Here is a 20,669-nt window from a genome sequence, read left to right as displayed (position 1 = left end):
CGCTCATTCAAGTTTTTAACCTCGTGGCCGATCTAGCTAGGTATGATGAATTAGGCATGGCAAACTAAGCATGGCGAACAGTCTATCAAAAGCCGTTTTGTAGCGAAAAAGGAACCAGCAGGTGCGCACCCGTCCCAGATTATTCCCATTACCCTATTTCATACGTCCTGTCAGCTTGGGGCTGGCAAGCTTAATGCTCAGCGGCTGCTTTTATGCCAATACATCTCAAGCGCCGATAGCCACTACTTACCCCTACACTGAGCAGCAGCGTATGCAGGCTGCCCACCACTGGGATGTGCTGGCCCGCCATGAAGCTACCAGCATTTTGCAACGCGAGCGCGTTCGTAATCGCGATTTACACATTAGCGAACCCGACAGTGAAGCACTGCACGCCTACAGCGGCGGTGAATTTGGGCGCGGCTTTCGCGCACTGCTGACCAGCGAGCTGGTCTCACGGGGCGCCAACCTCACCACCGTCCCCACTGCAAACAGCGCCAATATCACGTTTAATGTCGAAGTCGTCGAACACCGTGATCGCGGCTTTATCCGCCCTCCCGTCGGTGCTTTTACCGCACTCACCGCGGGTATCGCTGTGGCTACCATTCCGTATAACCAGTGGGCAGAACCTGCACTAGGGTTAATCCCCGCAGGCATGCTTGCCGACACCACCAGCGGTAGCTGGACGCACACCGGCAATGAAGAGATTATCGTGACCACGCAAATTATCGATGGCGAACGAATTCTCTACTCTTCGTCCAACATTTACTACATCAATGCCGGTGATCGTCGTCAATATGCCCCTCACCGCGTGCCCCAGGCACCTACCACACCCTCCGTTTCCCTTACAGATACGTGGTAATTTCATGCTGATTACACTTTTCGCTGCTCGGCGCGCTCGCTCTATCAGCCATGCTACACGCGGGATGGCCATGGGTATTACGCTACTGTTACTGGCTGGCTGTGGCACGCTGGGTAATGCTAACAATAGACCCGCCGAACCGGAACCCGATCTGTCTGAATTGGTTCATGCCGCTGCCGAGCAGATGGTTGCCAGTAACCCAGAGCTCACGCGCTATAGCCCCATGATTGCTGCCACCTTTGTGAGCATCGACAATCTAAGCCAATCGTCGACACTGGGGCGTATCAGCTCTGAAATTATGGCGTCCGCCCTGGCCCGCCAGGGTATGCAGGTTCGCGAAGTTAAAATGCGCGATAGCATGTTTATCGAAGAAAGCGTGGGAGAACTGATTCTTTCACGGCAAGTTCAACGCCTAACCGCGCAGCATAACGCCCGATCAATTTTGATGGGCACCTATGCGCAAGGACAGGATTATGTCTATGTAAGTGCCCGGGTGGTGCGGGCAGGCGATGCGATGGTGCTGGGCAGCGCCGATTTTCGTATGCCGCTTAATAACAACACCCGCAGCTTGTTAGAGGGCCAGGGGGGTTGGTGAGCTATTACTCGCAGGTCGTGCAGCGCTGTCAACTTTGGTAAGTAAAAATATAACTCTGCAGTGTACCTTAGAGTATTATGAGCTAAGTTCATATTGACGCTGAGTTGATGCGTGAGCCGCCATTCTCATGATGGCGGCTCTAAGCTCTTGCATGGCCTTTTAACTCTAAAGTGCCACTATGAACTTGGTGCCCCCCATGGTTCATTAGCTATATTCGAAACCTCTAACTTTTATAACGTCTTTACCACAGCCCCCTTTAAACCTCATAAAGAGAGTCTCTTCAATAAATAAAATTTATACAGACCATGTATAACGACACAAACTCAGGCCAGGATAAAAACAGTCAATTAAAACCGTCGTTTAAAAACTTCATGAAATTGACATATCACCAGCAATTTTTGCTAGGACTAAGTAATTATTAGTGACAGAAAATAAGGAAATGACTAAGCTTCAAGAGCGATAAAAAAACTAAAAAAACTCAAGGGGAAATAACCATGAAACAACTCACCTGTTTGTATCGTCCTGCAGCACTGGCTACTGCTTTATTAGGAATGCTTGGAATTACAACGACTGCAAATGCCACTTGCAGTAGCGAACCCTACATAGGCTCCATTTGCTTGACCGCCGCTAGCTATTGCCCGAACCAATACGCTGAAGCGCGGGGGCAGTTGCTTTCTATTGCCCAAAATTCCGCTCTTTTCTCACTACTCGGCACTACCTATGGCGGTAATGGTACTCAAACATTTGGACTGCCCGACTTACAAGGACGTACGCCTGTTGGACTGGGTAACGGCCCAGGATTATCCCCAGTTGTTGCAGGTGAAACACGTGGCACCGAAACCACTACGTTAACGAGTGCCAATCTAGCCCCTCATACTCACGCGGCTACTGTTACTAATTCACAGCTGCCGGTTTCGAGTAACAGCAATAATAATTCATCCACACCTAGCAGTACTAATCCGTACCTTGCCGCTTCAGGTGGCGGCCCTGGCAGCGCGACCATTTGGTCTGAGGCTTTAACCTCTCCCTTCCCTGTAAGCGTTGAAGGTGGTCAGGTTCAAGTAGGGTCGACAGGCCAAGCATTGCCTTTTAACAACCTGCCTCCCCAGCAGGGTATCCGTTACTGTGTTGCGCTTTACGGCATCTATCCATCCCGCCCTTAATACCAACAATCAACTAACTAGCTAACACTGCAAGCACGCTGTGCTCGTTCACTGTTAAAGAGGCTGCCATGACCGCTGTCGCCGTTATCGACTCTACTCTACCGGATTATGATGTGCTTGCTAACGCTGCAGCGTCGCAAGGCATGAAGGTGCTATACCTTACACATGATCAGGATAGCCTTAGCCTACTGATTGAGCAGCTCTCTTCGCAGCCTTTACCGGTTGAGACGCTGCATCTTTTATGTCATGGGCAGCCAGGCACCATTTTCCTTGGCAATACTCGTATTGCTAACGACAGTCTAGCCACACTTGCACCTCAGCTAGAGGAGCTTGGGCAACTGATTCAGCGAGAGCTCTTTTTATACGCTTGCTCTACTGCAAAAGGTATTGAGGGCGCTTTCTTACTCAGCCGATTAAATGCTCTACTTGATGTTGACATCAGCGCATCAAGTTCGCCTATCGGCAGCGCCTTGTTAGGCGGCAGTTGGCTACTTGATACAACCACAGCTCCATCGCATTACCCCAGCCTCGCTGTAACTGCTTATCAGCATTTATTAGCCCCCACCACCATTACGTTTAGTGCTGACGACCCTAATTGGGACACAGACTCTATTGCCCAAGATGGTGAAGGGGGTAGTGCTAACTTCCTAGGGGCGGTGCTACAATTTTATAATATTAGCGATATCAACGGCACCAAGCTCGACTCTATAAACTGGTACAACAGCACCAACCTAGCCACTGATGATGGCTTTACTGGCATAACCGTTGACTTTAGTTATCCTTCCGAATGGGCAGGCATGGCGATAAAAAGTCGTGATGGTGAAGAATTTAAGTTTAATAGCTTTGATTTTTACGATTGGGGTAACCAAATAGCAGGTGAGACGGTCATTATTGAGGCTTTCCGCGATGGACTTAAAGTTGGGTCAACCGTAAATTTTGCCTCCAATACTTCGCCTATTCGTGTAACTCAAGATGTATCTGCTAATGCAGACTTCGAGAACGTTGACGAAGTTCGTATCTATTACGCCGATGGTATGGGCTACTCCTCCATTAACAATATTGTGGTTGACAATGCGGTCGTTTCCAATAACTCCCCATACTTCAACTCCGCAAATACCTTTAGCATTAACGAAACCGCCATCAATGACAATGTCGTGTTACTGGATGTGCAGGCCGATGACGGTGATGGTGGTCTGGCGGATGCCAATATCACCTATTCAATTACGGGCGGTACGGGGCAAAGCTATTTTGAAATCGATGCTAATGATGGCGAGATCCGCCTAAATGCCGCCGGTGCAGCTGCACTCGACTATGAAACGGCCGCTAGCTATACCTTAACGGTGCAGGCCGACGATGGCGAAAGCAGCAACAACACCGCTACTCAAAATATCACCATTTCGGTTAACGATATCGCCCCGGTCATCACCACAGGCCAGTCCTTTAGCGTTAACGAGAGCGATGCCAATAGCACCTCTATAGGCACTGTCGCTACCACGGGCGACGATAACTCGGTGGACTACTCTATCGTGTCAGGCAACACCGGCAGCGTCTTCGCTATCAACAGTACCACTGGCGAGATCACCCTGAGCGATACCAGCCAGCTCGATGCCAGCGCTACCGGCAGCTTTACGCTTAACATACAAGCCACTGATGGCAAGACACCCTCGACGCAAAATATTACCATTAATGTCGTTGATGACGTGGCGCCCAGCGTTATCAGTATCGCCCCCAGCGGTTCACCCGCGACCAATGCCGACTCAGTAGATTACACCGTTACCTTTAGCGAAAGCGTCAGCAATGTATCGGCCGACGACTTCGCCCTCATCTCCACCGGTACGGCATCTGGCACTATTAGTGCGGTTGCTGGCAGCGGTGACAGCTATACGGTCAGTGTTACTGGTATTAGTGGTGCGGGCGACCTGCGTCTTGATCTTAACACTGGCACCGATATAGACGATGGAGCCACCAACGCCCCTGCAGGATACACCAGCGGCGCGATCCACAACGTTGACCTGGTTAAACCGAGCATCACCAATGTGACCTCCCTGGCGGCCAACGGCACTTACAAAGCGGGTGACATCGTTGACATTACGCTGACCTTTAGTGAAAACGTGACGGTGAACACTGGTGCCGGTACGCCACAGCTAACGCTGGAAACCGGCGATACCGACCGGGTCGTTAGTTATACCTCGGGATCTGACACTAATACGCTGATGTTTAGCTATACCGTTCAGGCCGGGGATGAAACCAGCGATCTATCATTGGCGGGTAGCGAGATCATCCTCAATGGCGGTTCTATCAAGGACGCGGCAGGCAACGACGCGGTGGTTACCCTACCCACAGGCGGTGCTAACTCGCTAAGTGCCAATAAAGATATTGTGATCGATGCCGTAGTGCCCAGCGTTTCTAGCATTGCGCTCAGCGGTTCGCCTGCTGCCAATGCCTCCTCAGTGGATTACACCGTGACATTTAGCGAAAACGTCAGCGGTGTCTCTATCGATGATTTTACCCTCTCCACCCTCAACGGCAATGCGTCGGGCACCATCGCCGCCATCTCTGGCTCCGGCAGTAGCTACACAGTCACCGTAGACACACTCGCTGGCGACGGTACTCTGCGCCTTGACCTCAACAACAATACTAACGTGCAGGATGCCGCGGGGAATATGGCGACCGCCTATACCAGTGGTTCGGCACACAGCGTTGATCGGGTGACACCGAGTGTGACCAACATCACCTCAACGAATGCCGACGGTACTTATAAAGCGGGCGACACTGTTAACATCACCTTAGCATTCAGTGAAGCCGTAACTGTGAACGGTACACCGCAGCTGACGCTGGAAACCGGGGCAACGGATCGCACCATAGATTATGTGGCTGGCTCAGGTACCGACACGCTGACATTTGCTTATACCGTTCAGGCAGGTGACGAATCCAGTGATCTGGCGCTGGCAGGTACCGGAATCATCCTCAATGGCAGCTCAATTCGCGATGCAGCAGGCAACGACACCGAACTTACCCTGCCCACTCCGGGTACCGCCAACTCGCTGAGCGCCAACAAGAACATCGTTGTTGATGCCGTAGCCCCCGTCATCACCAGCGTTTCTATACCGAATAGCAGTCATAAAATCGGCGATGCCGTGACGGTCACCATTAGTGCGGGAGAGGCTGGCTTATCGCTGGACGCCGGTACAGTGAACGGAGTTGCGGTCACCGATTTTACCGATCAAGGCGGCGGCACCTATACCGCCACTTACACGGTACAGGAGGGGAATACATCCCGCGCGCCAGGCGATGTCATTCCCGTTAACGTTGTGCTGTCCGATGCGGCGGGCAATAGCTCCAATGCTTACACCACCGCTATCAGCCAGAGCGCTGATGCCATCGACGCTGCTCGACCTCTTCTGGATGGCGCTATCGTACCGTCGCTCACCACCATTACTGACGACCAGATCGGCAGTGGCCGCTTTACCCTGACATTGAGCTTCAACGAAGCGATGGATACGGGCGTCGCACCGACGATCACGTTCCCAGTAGAAAACCCCACCAACACTCTGACGTTTAAATCGGGCAACTGGGAAAATGCCACTACCTATATCGCCACCTTCGACACCGCCGATGCTAATGAAGTGATTAATAACGTGGATGTACGAGTCAGCGGTGCTCAGGATGCGGCGGGTAATACGCTTGTCGCCGTAACACAAAATGACCTTTTCAGCGTGGTGACCGGCACGGCCCCAGGCATTCAAGCGATTACCTCGCCCACCGCGGATGGCACCTTTGCGGTCGGCAGCAGCATTGATATCACCGTCATGTTCGATAAAGCGGTTGATTTTGCTGCCAACGGCGGCGCACTAACGGCCACGCTCAATACGGGGGCTACGATTCTCCTCACCAATAGCGATGCCGCTAACCAAACGCAGTTTAGTGGCCGCTATACGGTGCAAGAAGGCGAGACAGACACCGCTAGGCTTAACGTCGCCTCACTAAGCCTGACGGGAGCAGCCACGCTGGTCGCCCACGATAACGGCATACCGGCGAACCTTGATACGTTACCTAGCGGACAAAACCTTGCCGACAGTGCAGCATTCGCGGTTGATGCGAACTCTCCCGCTACGGCTTCAGTACCCACGTTAGCAGCTGCTTCCGATAGCGGTGTGAGCAATAGCGACAACCTCACCAACCACACAACGCCCACCCTCACCGGCACAGGGGCCGAAGCGGGGGCTACCGTGACGGTACGTGTCGATGGCATCAACGTGGGTAGCGCCACCGCCAATGGCAGCGGCACCTGGGCCTTCACCTTGGCCGAAGGCGACCTGCATGAAGGCATCAACGCCATTGATACGGTTGTTAGCGACAGCGCAGGCAATACCAGCAGCGCGTCGGCGGATCTGACGTTGACCCTGGATACTACCGCGCCCACTGCCAATGACGACACGACTGCCGTAGTGCGCGAAGATGCGGGGGAGGCTCCGCTGACAAACGTTAGCTCAGCAGGCGACAAACTCACTGCTAACGACACAGGCGCAGACGATACAACCCCTGTGATCGCTGTGAATAACCGTGCCGATGCGCTGGGCAGCGCGGTCGCGGGCAGCAATGGCGGGCGCTTTATCGTCAATGCCGATGGCACTGCACGCTTTGATCCCAATGGTGAGTTCGACGCCCTTGCCCATGGCGAAACACGTACCACCAGCGTTACCGTCGATGTTCAAGACGCAGCGGGTAATACCAGCACTTCAACCCTCACGGTGACAGTGGCAGGGGTTAACAATGCGCCGACCATCGCCACCAACGCAGGCCCCAGCGTACAAGCGGGGCGTAGCGTCACACTGACGACTGCCAATTTAAATGAAGGTGATCCGGATAATGAGGGGGCAGAGCTCACTTATACACTGAGTACCCTGCCAACGTCCGGCACATTATTACTTAACGGCACTGCCTTGGCCGCAGGAGAGACTTTTACCCAACAAGACATCGACAACGGCCTAGTGACATTCACCGCGGGCAGTAGTGCGGGCAATGCCAGCTTTGATTTCACCCTGGCTGATGGCGGTGAAGATGGCGTGGAAAGCGTCTCCGGCACCTTAACCTTCACCGTACAAGCCCCCCCAACACCTGAGCCAGAGCCAGAGCCAGAACCTGAGCCAGAGCCAGAACCTGAGCCAGAACCTGAGCCTAAACCAGAACCAGAACCAGAACCAGAACCAGAACCAGAACCAGAGCCTGAACCAGAACCAGAGCCCGACCCAGAACCGGAGCCAGAACCAGAGCCCGACCCAGAACCGGAGCCTGAGCCAATTGAGCTCGCTAACTTTGTGGATATCTTCACTGCAAAGGGATGGGAATTACCCCCTGAGCTATTGGAACAGCTGCGTAATACCACCACCTTTGTGCGTTACCCTGAGTTCGATACGGTGCTGACTCCCATAATCCGTTTGTACAACGGTATTCTTGATCGCGTTGCTGAGCGGGAAGGCTTAGAGTACTGGGTGGCGCAGCAAAACGCAGAAAGTAGCTTCAACAATATTGTTCAGGACTTTATGTTAGCGGAAGAGGCAGTAGCCGCGTTGCAAGCCATGGGTAACGATAATGCCACCTTTGTGGATACGCTTTATCAATCCACCCTAGGCCGAGCTGCGGATGAAAGCGGCCGCGATTACTGGTTAGACATCTTGCTGGATAACAACGGGGATCGTAGTGAGGTTGCACGTTGGTTTGTCCAGTCACAAGAGTATATCAACGCCAGTATTCCCCTCGTGAACGGCAACAAGCTGCTGGCCTGGGGTGTGAACCTAGAACAAATGGAAATGCGTTCGTTGGGCTTTGATACCGGTGTATCGGTGGATCAAGACCCGTTGGCCGAGACATTGGTGCGACTCTATACCGGCTTAGTAGGCGAAGCACCCGACGAAGCAGTGTTTAGGGAATGGCTGGCGAATGATCAATCGCCAGAAGCGTTAGCGGAAAGCCTGCTGGAAAGTGAAGGCCTGTTAACCACTGACGAGACGATAGATGTAGAGACACTAATCGACACGCTTTATGAACAGGTGCTAAATCGTGCGCCCGATACAGCTGGTGAACAGTATTGGCAAGAGGTGTTGCAAAACGGTGATGCCAATCCGATTGAAATGGTTCTGGCGTTTACTGACTCCGACGAGTACCTGCAACTCAGCCGTTCAGAGGTGGACAATTACCTTGATGCGGCCAACCTGGTAGGCGTCGAAACCGACCTTGAGTCGTATCTATTTGGCTAGGGTCTTGAGCTAAGCCAACGGCACCGCAAGCAACTGGCGGTGCCGACTTCCTCCTATTGCTCAATAACAGCACCCGCAGTTTGTTAGAGTGCTAGGGATGGTGAGGTAATAAAAAGCTTCCCCTGCTCAAACTCAGAGCTTATGGGGAAGCTTTTTTATACTCAATTCTAATCGGCTTCAGGCTGATCCTTAAGCCACTAGCAATTCTTGAGAAAGAGGCTCAGAGGTGCCAATAATGGGCGTACTTTCCATCAGCGTATCCAGCCCTGCGACTATCTCTTGTTGATGAGATTCTTCGCCCTCGCCGGCCCATTCGATCTCTTCTGCGTAAATCTCGTCAAATTCAATTCGCTCGCCACGCTCAGGAATCAGTGTTGCTAAAGCGGGATCAATGCTATCAAAGCTGCCTTGTCCCATAGCTTTTAGAACGCCTAGCATACTCAGTACGCCCTCAAGCACTACGGCGCTAGAAACCGCATCAAAATCTAGCTCTAGTCCTTCTAGCGCTTTTAAGCTCAACTCCTCCAAACCACGCTGCTCAATGAGAAGTGTAGGCACACCATCAATAGCAATTCCATTGCGTGCTATTTGTGGCGTGTCGCCACCGGGAAACAGCGACAAGTAGCCATAATCAAAATCATCGAGCCCTTGTGATATAGCTACCGCCGCTTGCTGTGCTGTTGCGGTAATGGTGGGGTCGACATCATCATTGGTCGGCCACAAGATTGATATCGTTTCGAGATCGCCTGACTCGTTGATGTAGTTATTCTGGTTATGGTAATCAAGAATCAGTTCAGGTTGAGTCGCTTCGATCACCTGCCTAACAGCGGTAGTTTCTGGGATTAATGATGCATCAATAACTTCACTAGAATCCCATGTACGATTGAGGTCAATATCTTCAGAGTTACGCCGTGGATCAATGGTTGTTTCGGGATCTAACTCACCTGCAACGAGACCCTCCCAGCGCTCAAAACCATCAGGGTTGACTCTTGGCATCACGGTCAACGTTACTTGCTCACGTAAGGCTTGTGCAGCTTCGCTGTCACCACTTAGCCACTCTAGCAAATGCATGGCCGCCTCAGTCCCGGTGGGCTCATCACCATGCTGTTGCGTCACAATCATTAACTTGCGCGCCCCTTCGCCTACCGTAGCACTATATAAGGGCCTCCCTTCCAATGACTCACCGGCCTGCTCTAAGCTCAACGTATCATAGGTGGCATCTAGTGTTTCTAGGTCTTGATAAAGCTGCTCATTGCTCCGAAAGCCATCTTGCACAAGAGCGCGCTCTGCATCGTAACTATCAGCATCAACACTGGATGAGTAAAAATTAGCAATAGAGGCATAGGCCTCAAGCGCCTCTGAGTCCGTTCCGCTAGCGCCTGAGATAAAACCCTGTAACAACGCTTGTTGGGTTTGGCCAGAACTAGCCTGCTCTACCCAATATTCAATGCCCTCGGCCTCGGCCTCACGAGCAAAAAGGCTTTGATAAACCTCGTTTACCCACCCGTTATCTTCCAGTTCTGCCAGCTCAGTGCGCCTCGCTTGGTACTCCTCAGACTGCAGCATAAGGGCCATGACGCCTTCCAGGTCTACAGAGCCACTTTCGACCTGTTCTAACCAATAATTAAATCCATCTGGGTCAGCCGCACGTCCTAAAATACCTAAATAAAGAGTTTGTAGATTTTTTTCAATGGAGAGGGTTGTCATATTTAATGCCTCCAGGCATCACTGCATATCGTTCCCTGTATTGTCGGTGGAGCGTCATTCATAGCGCTATTCTAAGCACCTTTATAATTTTTACGCAGAAAACTCAGAACTGCAGTCATCTTTTTCACACCTACCTAATAAATAGAGACAAGCACCCGACTTGTCAATATTTACCAAGCGATTGTGCGCTGGCGAAATCCTCGATAGGTTCTTTTCGAGTGCTGACGCCAAAATCTTCCCCCAGCTTTTTTAGCACAGCATTAGCTGCCGTATCGCCATTTACTAAACACGTCTCCGACTATGCGTAGGCATTGGATAAGTAGGAGCAGGTCGCCTATTCCCAGTCAGTGGCACACAAAAAAGCCAGTCAGCATTAACTGACTGGCTTTAGGACAAGCTATTATTGCTAAGCTAGTAACTGCTTTTAGTGCGTCTTTTGCTCAGGGAGCTCGTCTTTTAGCGCTCGCGCATAGGCTGTACGAGCCGTTTGGGCGATAGCCAATTGCTGGTTCAAGCGCTGAATTTCTTGATCAGTCACACGCAGGTTGAGTAACTGATTGCGTGCATTTTCAGACAGATCTGCCACTTTGAATTCACTACCGTCGATAGTAACTGTTTGTGCTTGATCCTTCGCCATACAAAGCTCCTTTACGGGTAATAATAAAATTAGCTGTGAATTATTGCAGCTGCACGCATAAATGTCGAAGCGATGTGCAACTAACAAACCATCTACTATGCTGCTTTAGTTGCAAGTGCAGACAACAACCCTTCAATATCGGCAGTCGGGGGCACCACCTGCGACGGACGACTAGGGTGGCGTAGCGAAAACTCTTTAAGCGTTTTAGCGGGCAGGGCTTTATCCAGCGTCGGCACGTTTACACGCCATACCAAATGCCTTTTAGTTGAGTGGGTGTCCATTTCAACAACCCCACAACCTACCACCCCATGGCCTTTCACGTAACAAAGTACTCGATCACCTTGCCGGTAATGTCTGGTCGATTCAAAATCGCTCAGGCCAAATGTAGCCGTTCTCACTGGCCAATGCTTTTGAGCCCATTCTTTTGAGACGCTTTGCCAGAAGTATCTGGTAGTTTCGGATACCGAAGGCTGCTGGTGAGGATCTGGTAATGCACTCGCCAACAGCATTTGATAATGATTGCGCGCGACCTGATGTTGCGCCAACCGTTGATGGAGCTCTGCAATGTGCGCATCTACATGGCTTAAATTTACCAGCTGTTTACGCGCTTCCACGCTTAATGCCCACGTGGGGTAGCGACGCCCTTCAATAACGATGCTTTTCGGTAATTTCGCCATCACTTCCTAATCTCGTCGCCTAAAACTAGCGCGGCATTGTACTCAATTCGACCAGCATGGTAAAAATATTCGTCATACACCTTTGACTTCAGCCTGTGGAATTCATTCAGTGCTTTTTTCTAGCCCAGCAGGTATGTCTCGATATCTTCCGGCACGCCAATAAACGCCAGCTCATAATACTGCTGCAAATATGAATCAACATTAGGTTGAGCTGCTTGGATGTATTCATCAGAGTTAGTAAATGCTAGCACCAGATCACCTTCCCCAAATCCCTCTTTTTGCAGCTGAGCCCGCCAATAGGCTGCTCCTTCGTCATCTGGGGCACGTGCTAAAACTTGCTCATAAAGGGAGTCAATTAACGCCTCGGTGGTCGGCACTGCTTGGTCACTCAAAAACTCATTGCTTGCAAAGAAGTCTGCAGCCGTGGAAGTAAGTGATCTGCCACCAGCTAGCGCTTCGAGCCAGTAGTCAAAGCCCTCCTCATCAGGTTCTCTCCCAAGCACGCCAGTATACAAACGTACTAACTCAGCAGCCATTGCCTCCTCCGCTGTCGAAGGACGATCATTAAACCCAAGAGCTTCTAGATCTAACGCCTGTAAATCAACGCCCCATAGCAACAGTTTCGCACCCTGAACTAGAGAGTAGCTATTGGCCACGTACTCGGTTGAATTGGTAAACGCTAACGCAACATCCCTCAGTTCCACTCGGTCACTGGCTAATTGTTCTAGCCAATATGCCTGCCCCGCTGAATCCGAACCACGACCAAAAACACTGGTATAAAGCGCCTCAATGCTGCCCACTGCTCCCCCACCTAATTGGTTGATTAGAAGCATAAATTCATTAGAAGCTGTAACTCCCTGTGCTAAGTCACCCAGGTCATTATCAGCATTCAGCTGAGATACCCAATACTCCACGCCGGCTTTGTCAGGCATGCGCCCTAATAAGCCCGTATATAAACGGATAACGGGATCGATGGTATCTTCCAAAGCTGGGTAACGCATTAACTCAACATGGCTTTGTAATTCGCTATAAAGCCCCTCTGGTAATTCCCAGCCAGCTGCAATCATCGCATTGGAGAATTCATCAACAGGAGTGGCGCTATCCGCTATGCCAAAACGTGTTTCTGTCTTTCCATTTTGCAAAGGTGGAATGAGATAATCATTACCTCCCATCCAGCTAGAGAGGGTTTCATAGTGAGCACTAACCTCGGCCGCCCATAAGCTAGTTGAAACTGCACCTATTAAAACAGGACCTTCACTGGAGCTGTACCAAACTGGGCCCCCACTATTACCTGGGTTGATTTCGAAATCATCGATATCTATTAAATCATAATTAGGCATGCGCATCGAAGTGCCGATATCTTCTGTCAATCTAGGGCCACTTGTTTCACGATATACTCCAGGATAACCCGAAACACGATAGGTCTCTCCAGGTGCATAATCGCCCAACGCGAACCAACCAATATCATCCCCAACTGCATCATTCAACGATACTAAGGCAAAGTCATACTCGCTTTCAGACTGTGACAACAGCCCAGGTTCTTCAGTACTTAACTCGTAATAATTAAGCGCGGCCGCTTCAAAAGTGCCATAAGGCCGTGATCCGCCATCGCGGCCAAATTCAACCTGTACACTGGTAGCAGCACCTAACACTGGATCATAAAGCACATGAGCAGCCGTCAGCACATCGTTACGGCCAACCAAAGTACCCGAGCCAGAAACACGCGTACCATCCACGAATGTTGCTTCTATATAAGCCAAAGAAGAATAAGGAAAGGTGCTGCTATTAGCGCCAACGAAACGGGTCATGGGTGTACCTCTTTAACGAGCTAGTAAATAGCTTACCTTATCAGGCTACATTGGTATGCTAAGCATCTCTTTACTAAGTTGAGAGGCGCTGCCCCATAACTTATCGGTAAAAAACTAATAAAAACCTTTCGACTTACTCAGTATGAATATCTGTAGCAGCTGCAATGAAACTTTGCTGTTAGATCAGCGTGCGCACTACTTACATCGTATCTTTGCGTATTCATCATTAACAACGCTTTAGCTGGATAGCATTTATTGATTTAATTCAGCAAAATAAACTCAAATATTGAAAATATGAGAGCTTACAATCATTTTACTAACCGAAATCGAATTGCAAGTCATCGCTGTCGTCAGCAAATAATTCATCGACTGATTCTGGGATGCCTAGCTTGGCATGTAAAGCGGCACGTTGCGCCAACTGATCATGCTGGGCCATAGAAAAAATTTGCCCATAGGCCACCGCCAGAGGCATTCCTTGCAAGCTATGTAGCTGTTGCGCTGTCAATTTATTCAGCGCCGCCTCTTCGACTTGATAAAGCCCTTTGACGCCCGGTCCACCTTCATTCACTTGCCATGGCTGCAGGATGCCCTGCTCGGCAAGTGCTTGGCAGGCATTGTTGGTTAGGCGACGGTTCTTGGCGCACTCACCGACGAAGTCGAGCTGCTGCTTTACCTGTTCGGCAAGCTCTCCCTGCTCGTCGAACAGCGGCTCTCCACCTTGTTTCAACAGATGGTCGGCATGAACTTGTAGCACCATCGCCTCTGAGTCCTTTTGCCTTGCAACTGCAAAGGGGTAACCACGAAAATGGGCAGGAACATACGTGCCTAACCAGCGACCATCTTCGGGATGAATATAGTGGTGAGAATGCGCTGCTCTTCCAAGTAACGCAACAAGATAATAACGTTCTTCACGTTTAATAAAGCCCATGACGAACTGCGTCAAAGCCTGCCGCAGTTCGCCCGCCAGAATTGGTACAATCGCTTGCTCTGCCGTGAATTGGTAGTCCTGGCGCGGTGCGTAACGCATTGACACATGCTGTTGTCGCGATACAGTAACCCAATTTGACATGCTACCTCCTTTTACAAGAAAACCCCGATCCTAAGATCGGGGTTTAGTTTCTCCTGCACGCAGTATCAAAAAAAGAAACTGCATTCAGGAACCCAGGTGACAGCACACAGCAGCTCACCTGGGCGCATCAGCTATTAGGCAAGGCTAACGGCGGAAGCATCGATTTCGTTACCGAAATCTACAATACCAACCAGAGACGCACTAGTGAACTCATTGGCGGTATTGGCGTCATTAACACCAGAACCAGTCAGTTCGAACACTTTGTACTCACCAGCATTGTTGTCGTTCTCGATCATCACAACAGATTTAACCGAGTTGCCAACAAGACCAGCTACATTGGCCGATACGTCGAGGGTACCGTCAACGATGTTGCCATAACCAGCATTGTTACCGTTCTGGATAGCAGCCAACAGGTTTTCTGCAGTCAGGCCACCCCAAGTCTGGTTTGAAGCATTACCAGTACCAGCAGCGAAGTCGTTAATGGTAATAACGTTATTGGCAGTAACAGCAGTTCCGCCATTAACGCCAGTGGTAACGAACGTATCACGAGACTCTGTAGAAGTGCTGCCTTGGAACTGTTCGTTGCCTAGGTAGGCTGTGAAGTCCAGAGTATCGGCGCCAGTACTTGTAGAATCTGCGTCGAAGTTAACAATGGTATTACGACCAAAGTCATCTTCGAAGACGATGGTTTCGTTACTAACATCGTTAGTAGAAAGCACGATAACATCGCTACCAATACCAGCATTGATCTCGTTGCCGGTGTTATCCGCAGTTGAAGCTGTGCCGGTCAGAGCACCGCCGTAGTTCACAGAATCAGCTTGAACACTACCACCGGTGCCAATACCACTGATACCGTGTGCAGCGCTTGTAGAACCACTCAATACAGCTTGCAGGTTCGCATCAGTACCGTCGAAGTTAGAGTCGTTAGACTCTTCACGGATAGCTGCTTCAAGACGACCTTTAGCCGAATCACTCATGCCGCTCACGCCAGCAGGTGACAAAGTGATTTGCAGGTCATCTGCATCGAACTGACCATCAACCAGTGAACGGATTACCAGACTGTTATCCGGGCCGTTTTCAGCAACCAACAACTTGCTAAGCACGTTATGGTTGTTAACAACCTGTGCAATCGCGGCGTTGATATCGCGCTGATCACCAAAAACGCGATCACCCAAGATAGAGTTCAGGTTAATAATGCCTTCAAAGCCATTATTAAAACCATTGGCAGCGGCACTAGTCACAGCACCACCAATGTTAGCACCAGCCAAAGTAACGGTCAGCTGCGCACCATACAGCACGGCAGGAATATCGTTGCCAGCAGGCGTAACTTGACCTGAAGAAAGCCCAGCAGCATTGCCGCGCAGATCTTCGAATGTAGTGTTAACAGTGTTAACCAACCAAGTAGCAGCATCGCCATCGGTCATCAAAGATGAGCCGCTGTTGTCGCTGTAGATAGTATCATTGCCAGAACCAGTACTGATCAATACACCGCCAGCACCTTCAGTCCAAACGACATCACTACCTTCGCCAGTATTGATCACAACATTCTGTTGCAGATCTTGCTGGTTGGGGATGTTGTTGCCGTAATCACCAACAGCTGTAGTGTGAACGTTATCTTCACCAGCACCGGTGTTAATGCCCAGCGAGAAACCATTGAATTCTGCAGCTTTGTCCAGAGAGTAAGTAACGTTGACAGTATCGTTACTAGCAGCAGCGTTTGCGGTGTTATAAACGTGAGCTTCATTTTCAGCGTTAGGAGCCCAGTCACCTTCAAATGCTGAAAGACCTGCTTGGCCTGACACAGAAAGGTTCTGACCTTCAAAAGCAGTAGCATCGAAGTTGTAGACGTTGCCAACATTATTGATTGACAGATCACCTTGAGCCGTACCAGAGGTAACTTCGATCTGTTCAAAAGCAACGAGCTCAGACTGACCTGCTGCAGTCATACCATGAGCAGTAAGAACATTATCTACCTTGCTGCTACGATCCACTTCCAGATTCAGCTTCTCAATAACTTTCTGAGAGTTGGACATACCACCGATGATCGCATCACCAGCAGTGGAGCCACGGCCAGCGTTGTCGAGGATCAAGTTAGTCTCGATCATGGTAGTACTGATATCCGGTTCAACCGGCTGTGCAGTACCGGCAACGAGGAACTCGTCGTCTACAGACTCAACGCTGTTGTAGTCAAAGCTAACGTTAGAGAAAGCGTTGCCTTCCGGATCAGTAACCAGGATTTCCTGAGCAGTGAACGGCAGATTCACGGTATTGCCAGCAACTGTTACTTGGTTGTAAGGGTTAGCCAGTTCGACGATATAGTCGTTCAGACCCAACTCAACCAGTTGCGCTTTAATGGCTGCTTGCAGGCCAGCATAAGTACCGTCAGTAGAACGCACGTCGTCAAGAACAAACGCTTCACCGTCAACGCTAAAACCAATTGTCAGCTCAACGTTAGCAAGCGGCGTTTCAGGAGTAGCGGTGGTCACATCAGCAACGCGAACCATCAGCTGAGAGTTACTCTGCTGCGGGCCTTCGTTGGTCAGTGAGTTAGTGTCGAATGCAGCACGCAGGTCTGAATCAGTATCAACACTGCGCATACCAAAAGTGATGTCTTTGGTGACGGACAGCTTGCTACCCAGACGCACGTCATCAATGAAGAGGCCTTCACGATCACTGTTGTCAGACCAAAACTCTTCAACACTGTCCATACGGCCAGCATCCAGAGTCACACCACCCAACGCTTCAATATGAGTTTCTTCGATATTGCTGGTACGTGGTGCAACGTAGAGTGTACCTACGCCATCAGCTTCTACACGCTGATCGTTGATCAGGCTAGCTTCGATCTTGTCGCGACCAGCGCCACCATCAAGAATATCGCCAGTAGACAGTGCGTTAGAAACGGCACCGTTCTGGTTTTGACCAACGAGACCAACAAATTCGTCGTCTGCATCAGTACCAGTAACAACGTCACGACCTTCAGTCAGGACGAACGTTTCACCCGGATTAGCCGGCTCTTCAGGCTCTTCAACACCTTCTAAGTCAGCAGCAACTGCAGCGTCAAACGCAGCGCGGTCTTCAGCTGAAGCCGCGTTGATAAACAGCTGTTGCAGCTCACTTGCAGGAACAGAAGAACCGTCGCCGTTCACCCAGTATTCTAGGCCAGCTTCTTCAGGCTCACGGCCAAACATGTTCTGATAAATAGCTGTTACTAGCTCTTCACGGGTGCGATCGCCGTAAAGTTCAACGTATTCCGGTTGGTTGTCGTTGGCTAGGTTAGCGCGCAGCTCAGATTCGCTAACATCCTGCTCCTTCCAGTATTCCAGGCCTGCAGGATCAACAGAACGACCAAGGTAGGCCGTATAAAGCTGCTGAATTTGAGTATCTGATAAAGCCATTGATGTAACTCCATATTTAAGTGTCGAATCGACATTAGCTGCGTTCAATCCTAAATAGAATGCGCAGCCGTGAGCGAGGCCTCGCTCCAGAGATCAGTCTTGATGGCAACCACCAACACTAATGCTCATCCCTTGCGTTTCGGTTTAGGATTCGCCGTATCATCAGCGAATACTTAATACCGTAACAAATATTTCGCTGCTACGTTGTACCCGCAGCCCCCAAGGTAAGTCAATAGGTTGAGCTTAGTAAAAAAACATCATCAGGTGCAATGCATGATTTGGCAAGGTTTGTAGCTATTTTAGCCAGTGTGTCCCATTTCGCTTTTTGTGCGTGCCCTACTCGTGCCCTAATAATGTGTCGGTTACGTTTCACTCACCTCTTTCTATTAACTTAGCATTGCTCAAGCTTGCCATAGTTCATGGCTATTGCCAATAAGAAACAGCGTTTTCCTTATTGCACTATTTATCACATTGCTCACCAAGGGGGAAGGCTTCAAGCATTTCGGATAACGTCTGGTCGAGAGAATAGCGTTTTAAATCAGGTACCCAAGCACTTAAACGTTGAGTAGAGGCCTTCAACTCAGGTATTTCACTACTTCGAACAAAAGTAGGATTTACTTTCACCTCCAAAGTATGTTGCGCCAGCATTTCTAGCTTACCGATCAACGTTTTTAGCGACACAGCCTCTCCGCTACCTACATTAATAATGCTGCCACTTGCCGCCGGAGCTGGCCATTGACTTAATAATCGATGATATACAGTGACTATGTCGCGTACGTCGCTAAAATCACGACTTACGTGAATATTGCCTAACTCAATCACGCTTGCCCGGCGCTTAATATGCTGCACGATTTTAGGCACCAAGAAATGTACCGCTTGCCCCGAGCCCGTATAGTTAAACGGTCTAGCAATAATAATTGGCAGGCGTTCAGCGTAAGTTCGAGCGATGTATTCCATTGCCATTTTAGAGTTGGCGTAGTGGTTCACTGGCGCGGGAGGGACATGCTCATCAATGACCGCTTGACCATTCGCTCCGTACACGTTGGCGCTACTGGCTAACAGAATTTTTGGCGGTTCTGTAAGCTTGCTTAGAGCTTGCAGGAGCACTTCGGTGCCCAGCACATTCACGCGATAAAAATCCAACGGCGTAGGGTGGCCAACAAACGAAAGCGCCGCCAAATGGTACACCTGATGAGGTTTCACACTTGCTACAAGCGCGCTTATAGCCTCTTGGTCGTTTAGATCTATGGAATGGGTTTCATCAGCTCCGCAAGGTTGGCTTGCTAGGGCCACCACGCGGTGGCCCTGGTGTTTTAAGTGAGCAATGAGGTGACGGCCGGTAAAGCCGCTACCGCCCGTTACCAGGCAGGTTGGCATGGAGGCTCCTTGGCATTTTTTCTTCGGCCATATTACTGAGCCGAAGCAGCGATTTGGACTATGGTCATTTTAGACAATTTATGCTCCGGAGCCACTTTTAACCCGCTCCAGATCCGCCTCTACCATCATCTTACATAGTGTCTCTAGGCTGGTTTTCGGTTGCCAGCCTAGCTCGCGGATGGCCTTGGCGGGGTTGCCAATAAGCAGTTCTACTTCTGCCGGGCGATAAAATTGGGGGTCAATCACTACCACGACATCACCGGTGGCGACATCAGTGGCGGTTTCTTGTTCGGCTTGCCCTTCCCAGCGCAACTCAATATTTGCTGCCTTAAATGCCAGGGTAACAAAGTCGCGTACGGTTTCAGTACGGTTGGTAGCTAGCACGTAGGTTTCAGGAATGTCAGTTTGCAGCATGCGCCACATACCTTCTACGTACTCTTTGGCGAACCCCCAGTCTCGCTTGGCATCCAGGTTGCCAAGAGCCAAATGAGTTTGCTTGCCAAGCTTAATTCGCGCTACGCCATCGGTAATCTTGCGGGTCACAAACTCACGCCCACGCAAGGGGGATTCGTGATTAAACAGGATGCCGCTGGTGGCAAATATACCGTACGACTCGCGGTAGTTAATCGTCATCCAGTGAGCATAAAGCTTCGCCACACCGTAGGGGCTGCGAGGATAGAAAGAAGTGGCTTCAGTTTGGGGTACCTGCTGTACCTTGCCGAACATTTCGGACGTGGAAGCCTGATAAAAGCGAATTGAGCTATCTACAATACGGATCGCCTCCAGCAGATTTACCACCCCTAACCCAGTTATTTCCGCCGTCGTTACAGGCTGATCAAACGAGACGCCCACAAAACTTTGCGCAGCGAGGTTATAAATTTCTTTCGGCTTGCACTGCTGCACCAAGCGAATGCTGGAAGATAAATCGGTAAGGTCATACTCCACCAGATGCAGGTTTGGGTGGTTTTCTATACCCAGTTCTTCGATGCGCCAAAAGTTGACCGAGCTGGTACGGCGGTAGGTACCGTAAACGGTATAGCCTTTTTCAAGCAGTAGTTCAGCAAGGTAAGCGCCGTCCTGGCCCGTTATTCCTGTCACGATCGCGTTCATGACGCAGTTCCTTTC

Annotated in this window: 12 protein-coding genes; 4 read left to right on the top strand and 8 right to left on the bottom strand. The window is 50.4% G+C overall.

The annotated features are described in order from the left end of the window. Nucleotides 1-193: 193 nt before the first annotated feature. From J7J49_RS06755 to J7J49_RS06740, 4 genes are all read left to right on the top strand, one after another. The gene (locus J7J49_RS06755) at nt 194-859 is read left to right on the top strand and encodes a hypothetical protein (RefSeq protein ID WP_251041046.1); all 666 of its coding nucleotides are present in this window, start codon (nt 194-196) and stop codon (nt 857-859) included. Nucleotides 860-863: 4 nt separating this feature from the next. After that, nucleotides 864-1,454, top strand: a complete 591-nt coding sequence (locus tag J7J49_RS06750; protein WP_251048178.1) for a FlgO family outer membrane protein — start codon at nt 864-866, stop codon at nt 1,452-1,454. Nucleotides 1,455-2,071: 617 nt separating this feature from the next. Then, nucleotides 2,072-2,617, top strand: coding sequence for a phage tail protein (locus J7J49_RS06745; protein ID WP_215091232.1), 546 nt, complete (start codon nt 2,072-2,074; stop codon nt 2,615-2,617). Nucleotides 2,618-2,685: 68 nt separating this feature from the next. After that, nucleotides 2,686-8,874 carry a DUF4347 domain-containing protein gene (locus J7J49_RS06740; RefSeq protein ID WP_215091230.1) on the top strand — a complete coding sequence of 2,063 codons (6,189 nt, stop codon included), beginning with the start codon at nt 2,686-2,688 and terminating at the stop codon, nt 8,872-8,874. Nucleotides 8,875-9,063: 189 nt separating this feature from the next. On the opposite strand, the gene J7J49_RS06735 is transcribed toward J7J49_RS06740, so the two are convergent. The 8 genes from J7J49_RS06735 to gmd form a co-directional block, all read right to left on the bottom strand. Beyond that, nucleotides 9,064-10,581, bottom strand: coding sequence for a M14 family zinc carboxypeptidase (locus tag J7J49_RS06735; protein WP_215091228.1), 1,518 nt, complete (start codon nt 10,579-10,581; stop codon nt 9,064-9,066). Nucleotides 10,582-11,005: 424 nt separating this feature from the next. Further along, nucleotides 11,006-11,218, bottom strand: coding sequence for a DUF6447 family protein (locus tag J7J49_RS06730; protein WP_215091226.1), 213 nt, complete (start codon nt 11,216-11,218; stop codon nt 11,006-11,008). A gap of 95 nt (nt 11,219-11,313) precedes the next feature. Then, nucleotides 11,314-11,895, bottom strand: coding sequence for a hypothetical protein (locus J7J49_RS06725; RefSeq protein ID WP_215091225.1), 582 nt, complete (start codon nt 11,893-11,895; stop codon nt 11,314-11,316). A gap of 119 nt (nt 11,896-12,014) precedes the next feature. Then, nucleotides 12,015-13,703, bottom strand: a complete 1,689-nt coding sequence (locus J7J49_RS06720; protein ID WP_215091223.1) for a DUF4214 domain-containing protein — start codon at nt 13,701-13,703, stop codon at nt 12,015-12,017. A gap of 316 nt (nt 13,704-14,019) precedes the next feature. Then, entirely contained in the window at nt 14,020-14,772 is a 753-nt protein-coding gene (locus J7J49_RS06715) for a SapC family protein (RefSeq protein WP_215091221.1), read from the bottom strand. 134 nt (nt 14,773-14,906) lie between these two features. Further along, on the bottom strand, nt 14,907-18,167 hold the full coding sequence (locus tag J7J49_RS06710; RefSeq protein ID WP_215091219.1) for a DUF4214 domain-containing protein: 3,261 nt from the start codon (nt 18,165-18,167) through the stop codon (nt 14,907-14,909). 459 nt (nt 18,168-18,626) lie between these two features. Next, on the bottom strand, nt 18,627-19,544 hold the full coding sequence (locus J7J49_RS06705) for an NAD-dependent epimerase/dehydratase family protein (protein WP_215091217.1): 918 nt from the start codon (nt 19,542-19,544) through the stop codon (nt 18,627-18,629). 78 nt (nt 19,545-19,622) lie between these two features. Beyond that, nucleotides 19,623-20,654 (bottom strand): GDP-mannose 4,6-dehydratase, encoded by a 1,032-nt coding sequence (gmd, locus tag J7J49_RS06700; RefSeq protein ID WP_215091215.1) that lies wholly within the window; start codon nt 20,652-20,654, stop codon nt 19,623-19,625. Nucleotides 20,655-20,669: the final 15 nt, after the last annotated feature.

The organism is Halomonas sp. ISL-56 (genome assembly GCF_018612805.1).
In the GTDB taxonomy this organism is placed as follows: Bacteria; Pseudomonadota; Gammaproteobacteria; order Pseudomonadales; family Halomonadaceae; genus Vreelandella.
Note: the sequence above shows the minus strand (reverse complement) of the source record. Positions and strands in the feature narration are given on the sequence as shown.

Bases quoted from the DNA above. Each gene is read 5' to 3' on its own strand.
- J7J49_RS06755 (WP_251041046.1), top strand. From the start codon at position 194: ATGCTCAGCGGCTGCTTTTATGCCAATACATCTCAAGCGCCGATAGCC.
- J7J49_RS06750 (WP_251048178.1), top strand. From the start codon at position 864: ATGCTGATTACACTTTTCGCTGCTCGGCGCGCTCGCTCTATCAGCCAT.
- J7J49_RS06740 (WP_215091230.1), top strand. From the start codon at position 2,686: ATGACCGCTGTCGCCGTTATCGACTCTACTCTACCGGATTATGATGTG.
- J7J49_RS06735 (WP_215091228.1), bottom strand. From the start codon at position 10,581: ATGACAACCCTCTCCATTGAAAAAAATCTACAAACTCTTTATTTAGGT.
- J7J49_RS06730 (WP_215091226.1), bottom strand. From the start codon at position 11,218: ATGGCGAAGGATCAAGCACAAACAGTTACTATCGACGGTAGTGAATTC.
- J7J49_RS06725 (WP_215091225.1), bottom strand. From the start codon at position 11,895: ATGGCGAAATTACCGAAAAGCATCGTTATTGAAGGGCGTCGCTACCCC.
- J7J49_RS06720 (WP_215091223.1), bottom strand. From the start codon at position 13,703: ATGACCCGTTTCGTTGGCGCTAATAGCAGCACCTTTCCTTATTCTTCT.
- J7J49_RS06715 (WP_215091221.1), bottom strand. From the start codon at position 14,772: ATGTCAAATTGGGTTACTGTATCGCGACAACAGCATGTGTCAATGCGT.
- J7J49_RS06710 (WP_215091219.1), bottom strand. From the start codon at position 18,167: ATGGCTTTATCAGATACTCAAATTCAGCAGCTTTATACGGCCTACCTT.
- J7J49_RS06705 (WP_215091217.1), bottom strand. From the start codon at position 19,544: ATGCCAACCTGCCTGGTAACGGGCGGTAGCGGCTTTACCGGCCGTCAC.
- gmd (WP_215091215.1), bottom strand. From the start codon at position 20,654: ATGAACGCGATCGTGACAGGAATAACGGGCCAGGACGGCGCTTACCTT.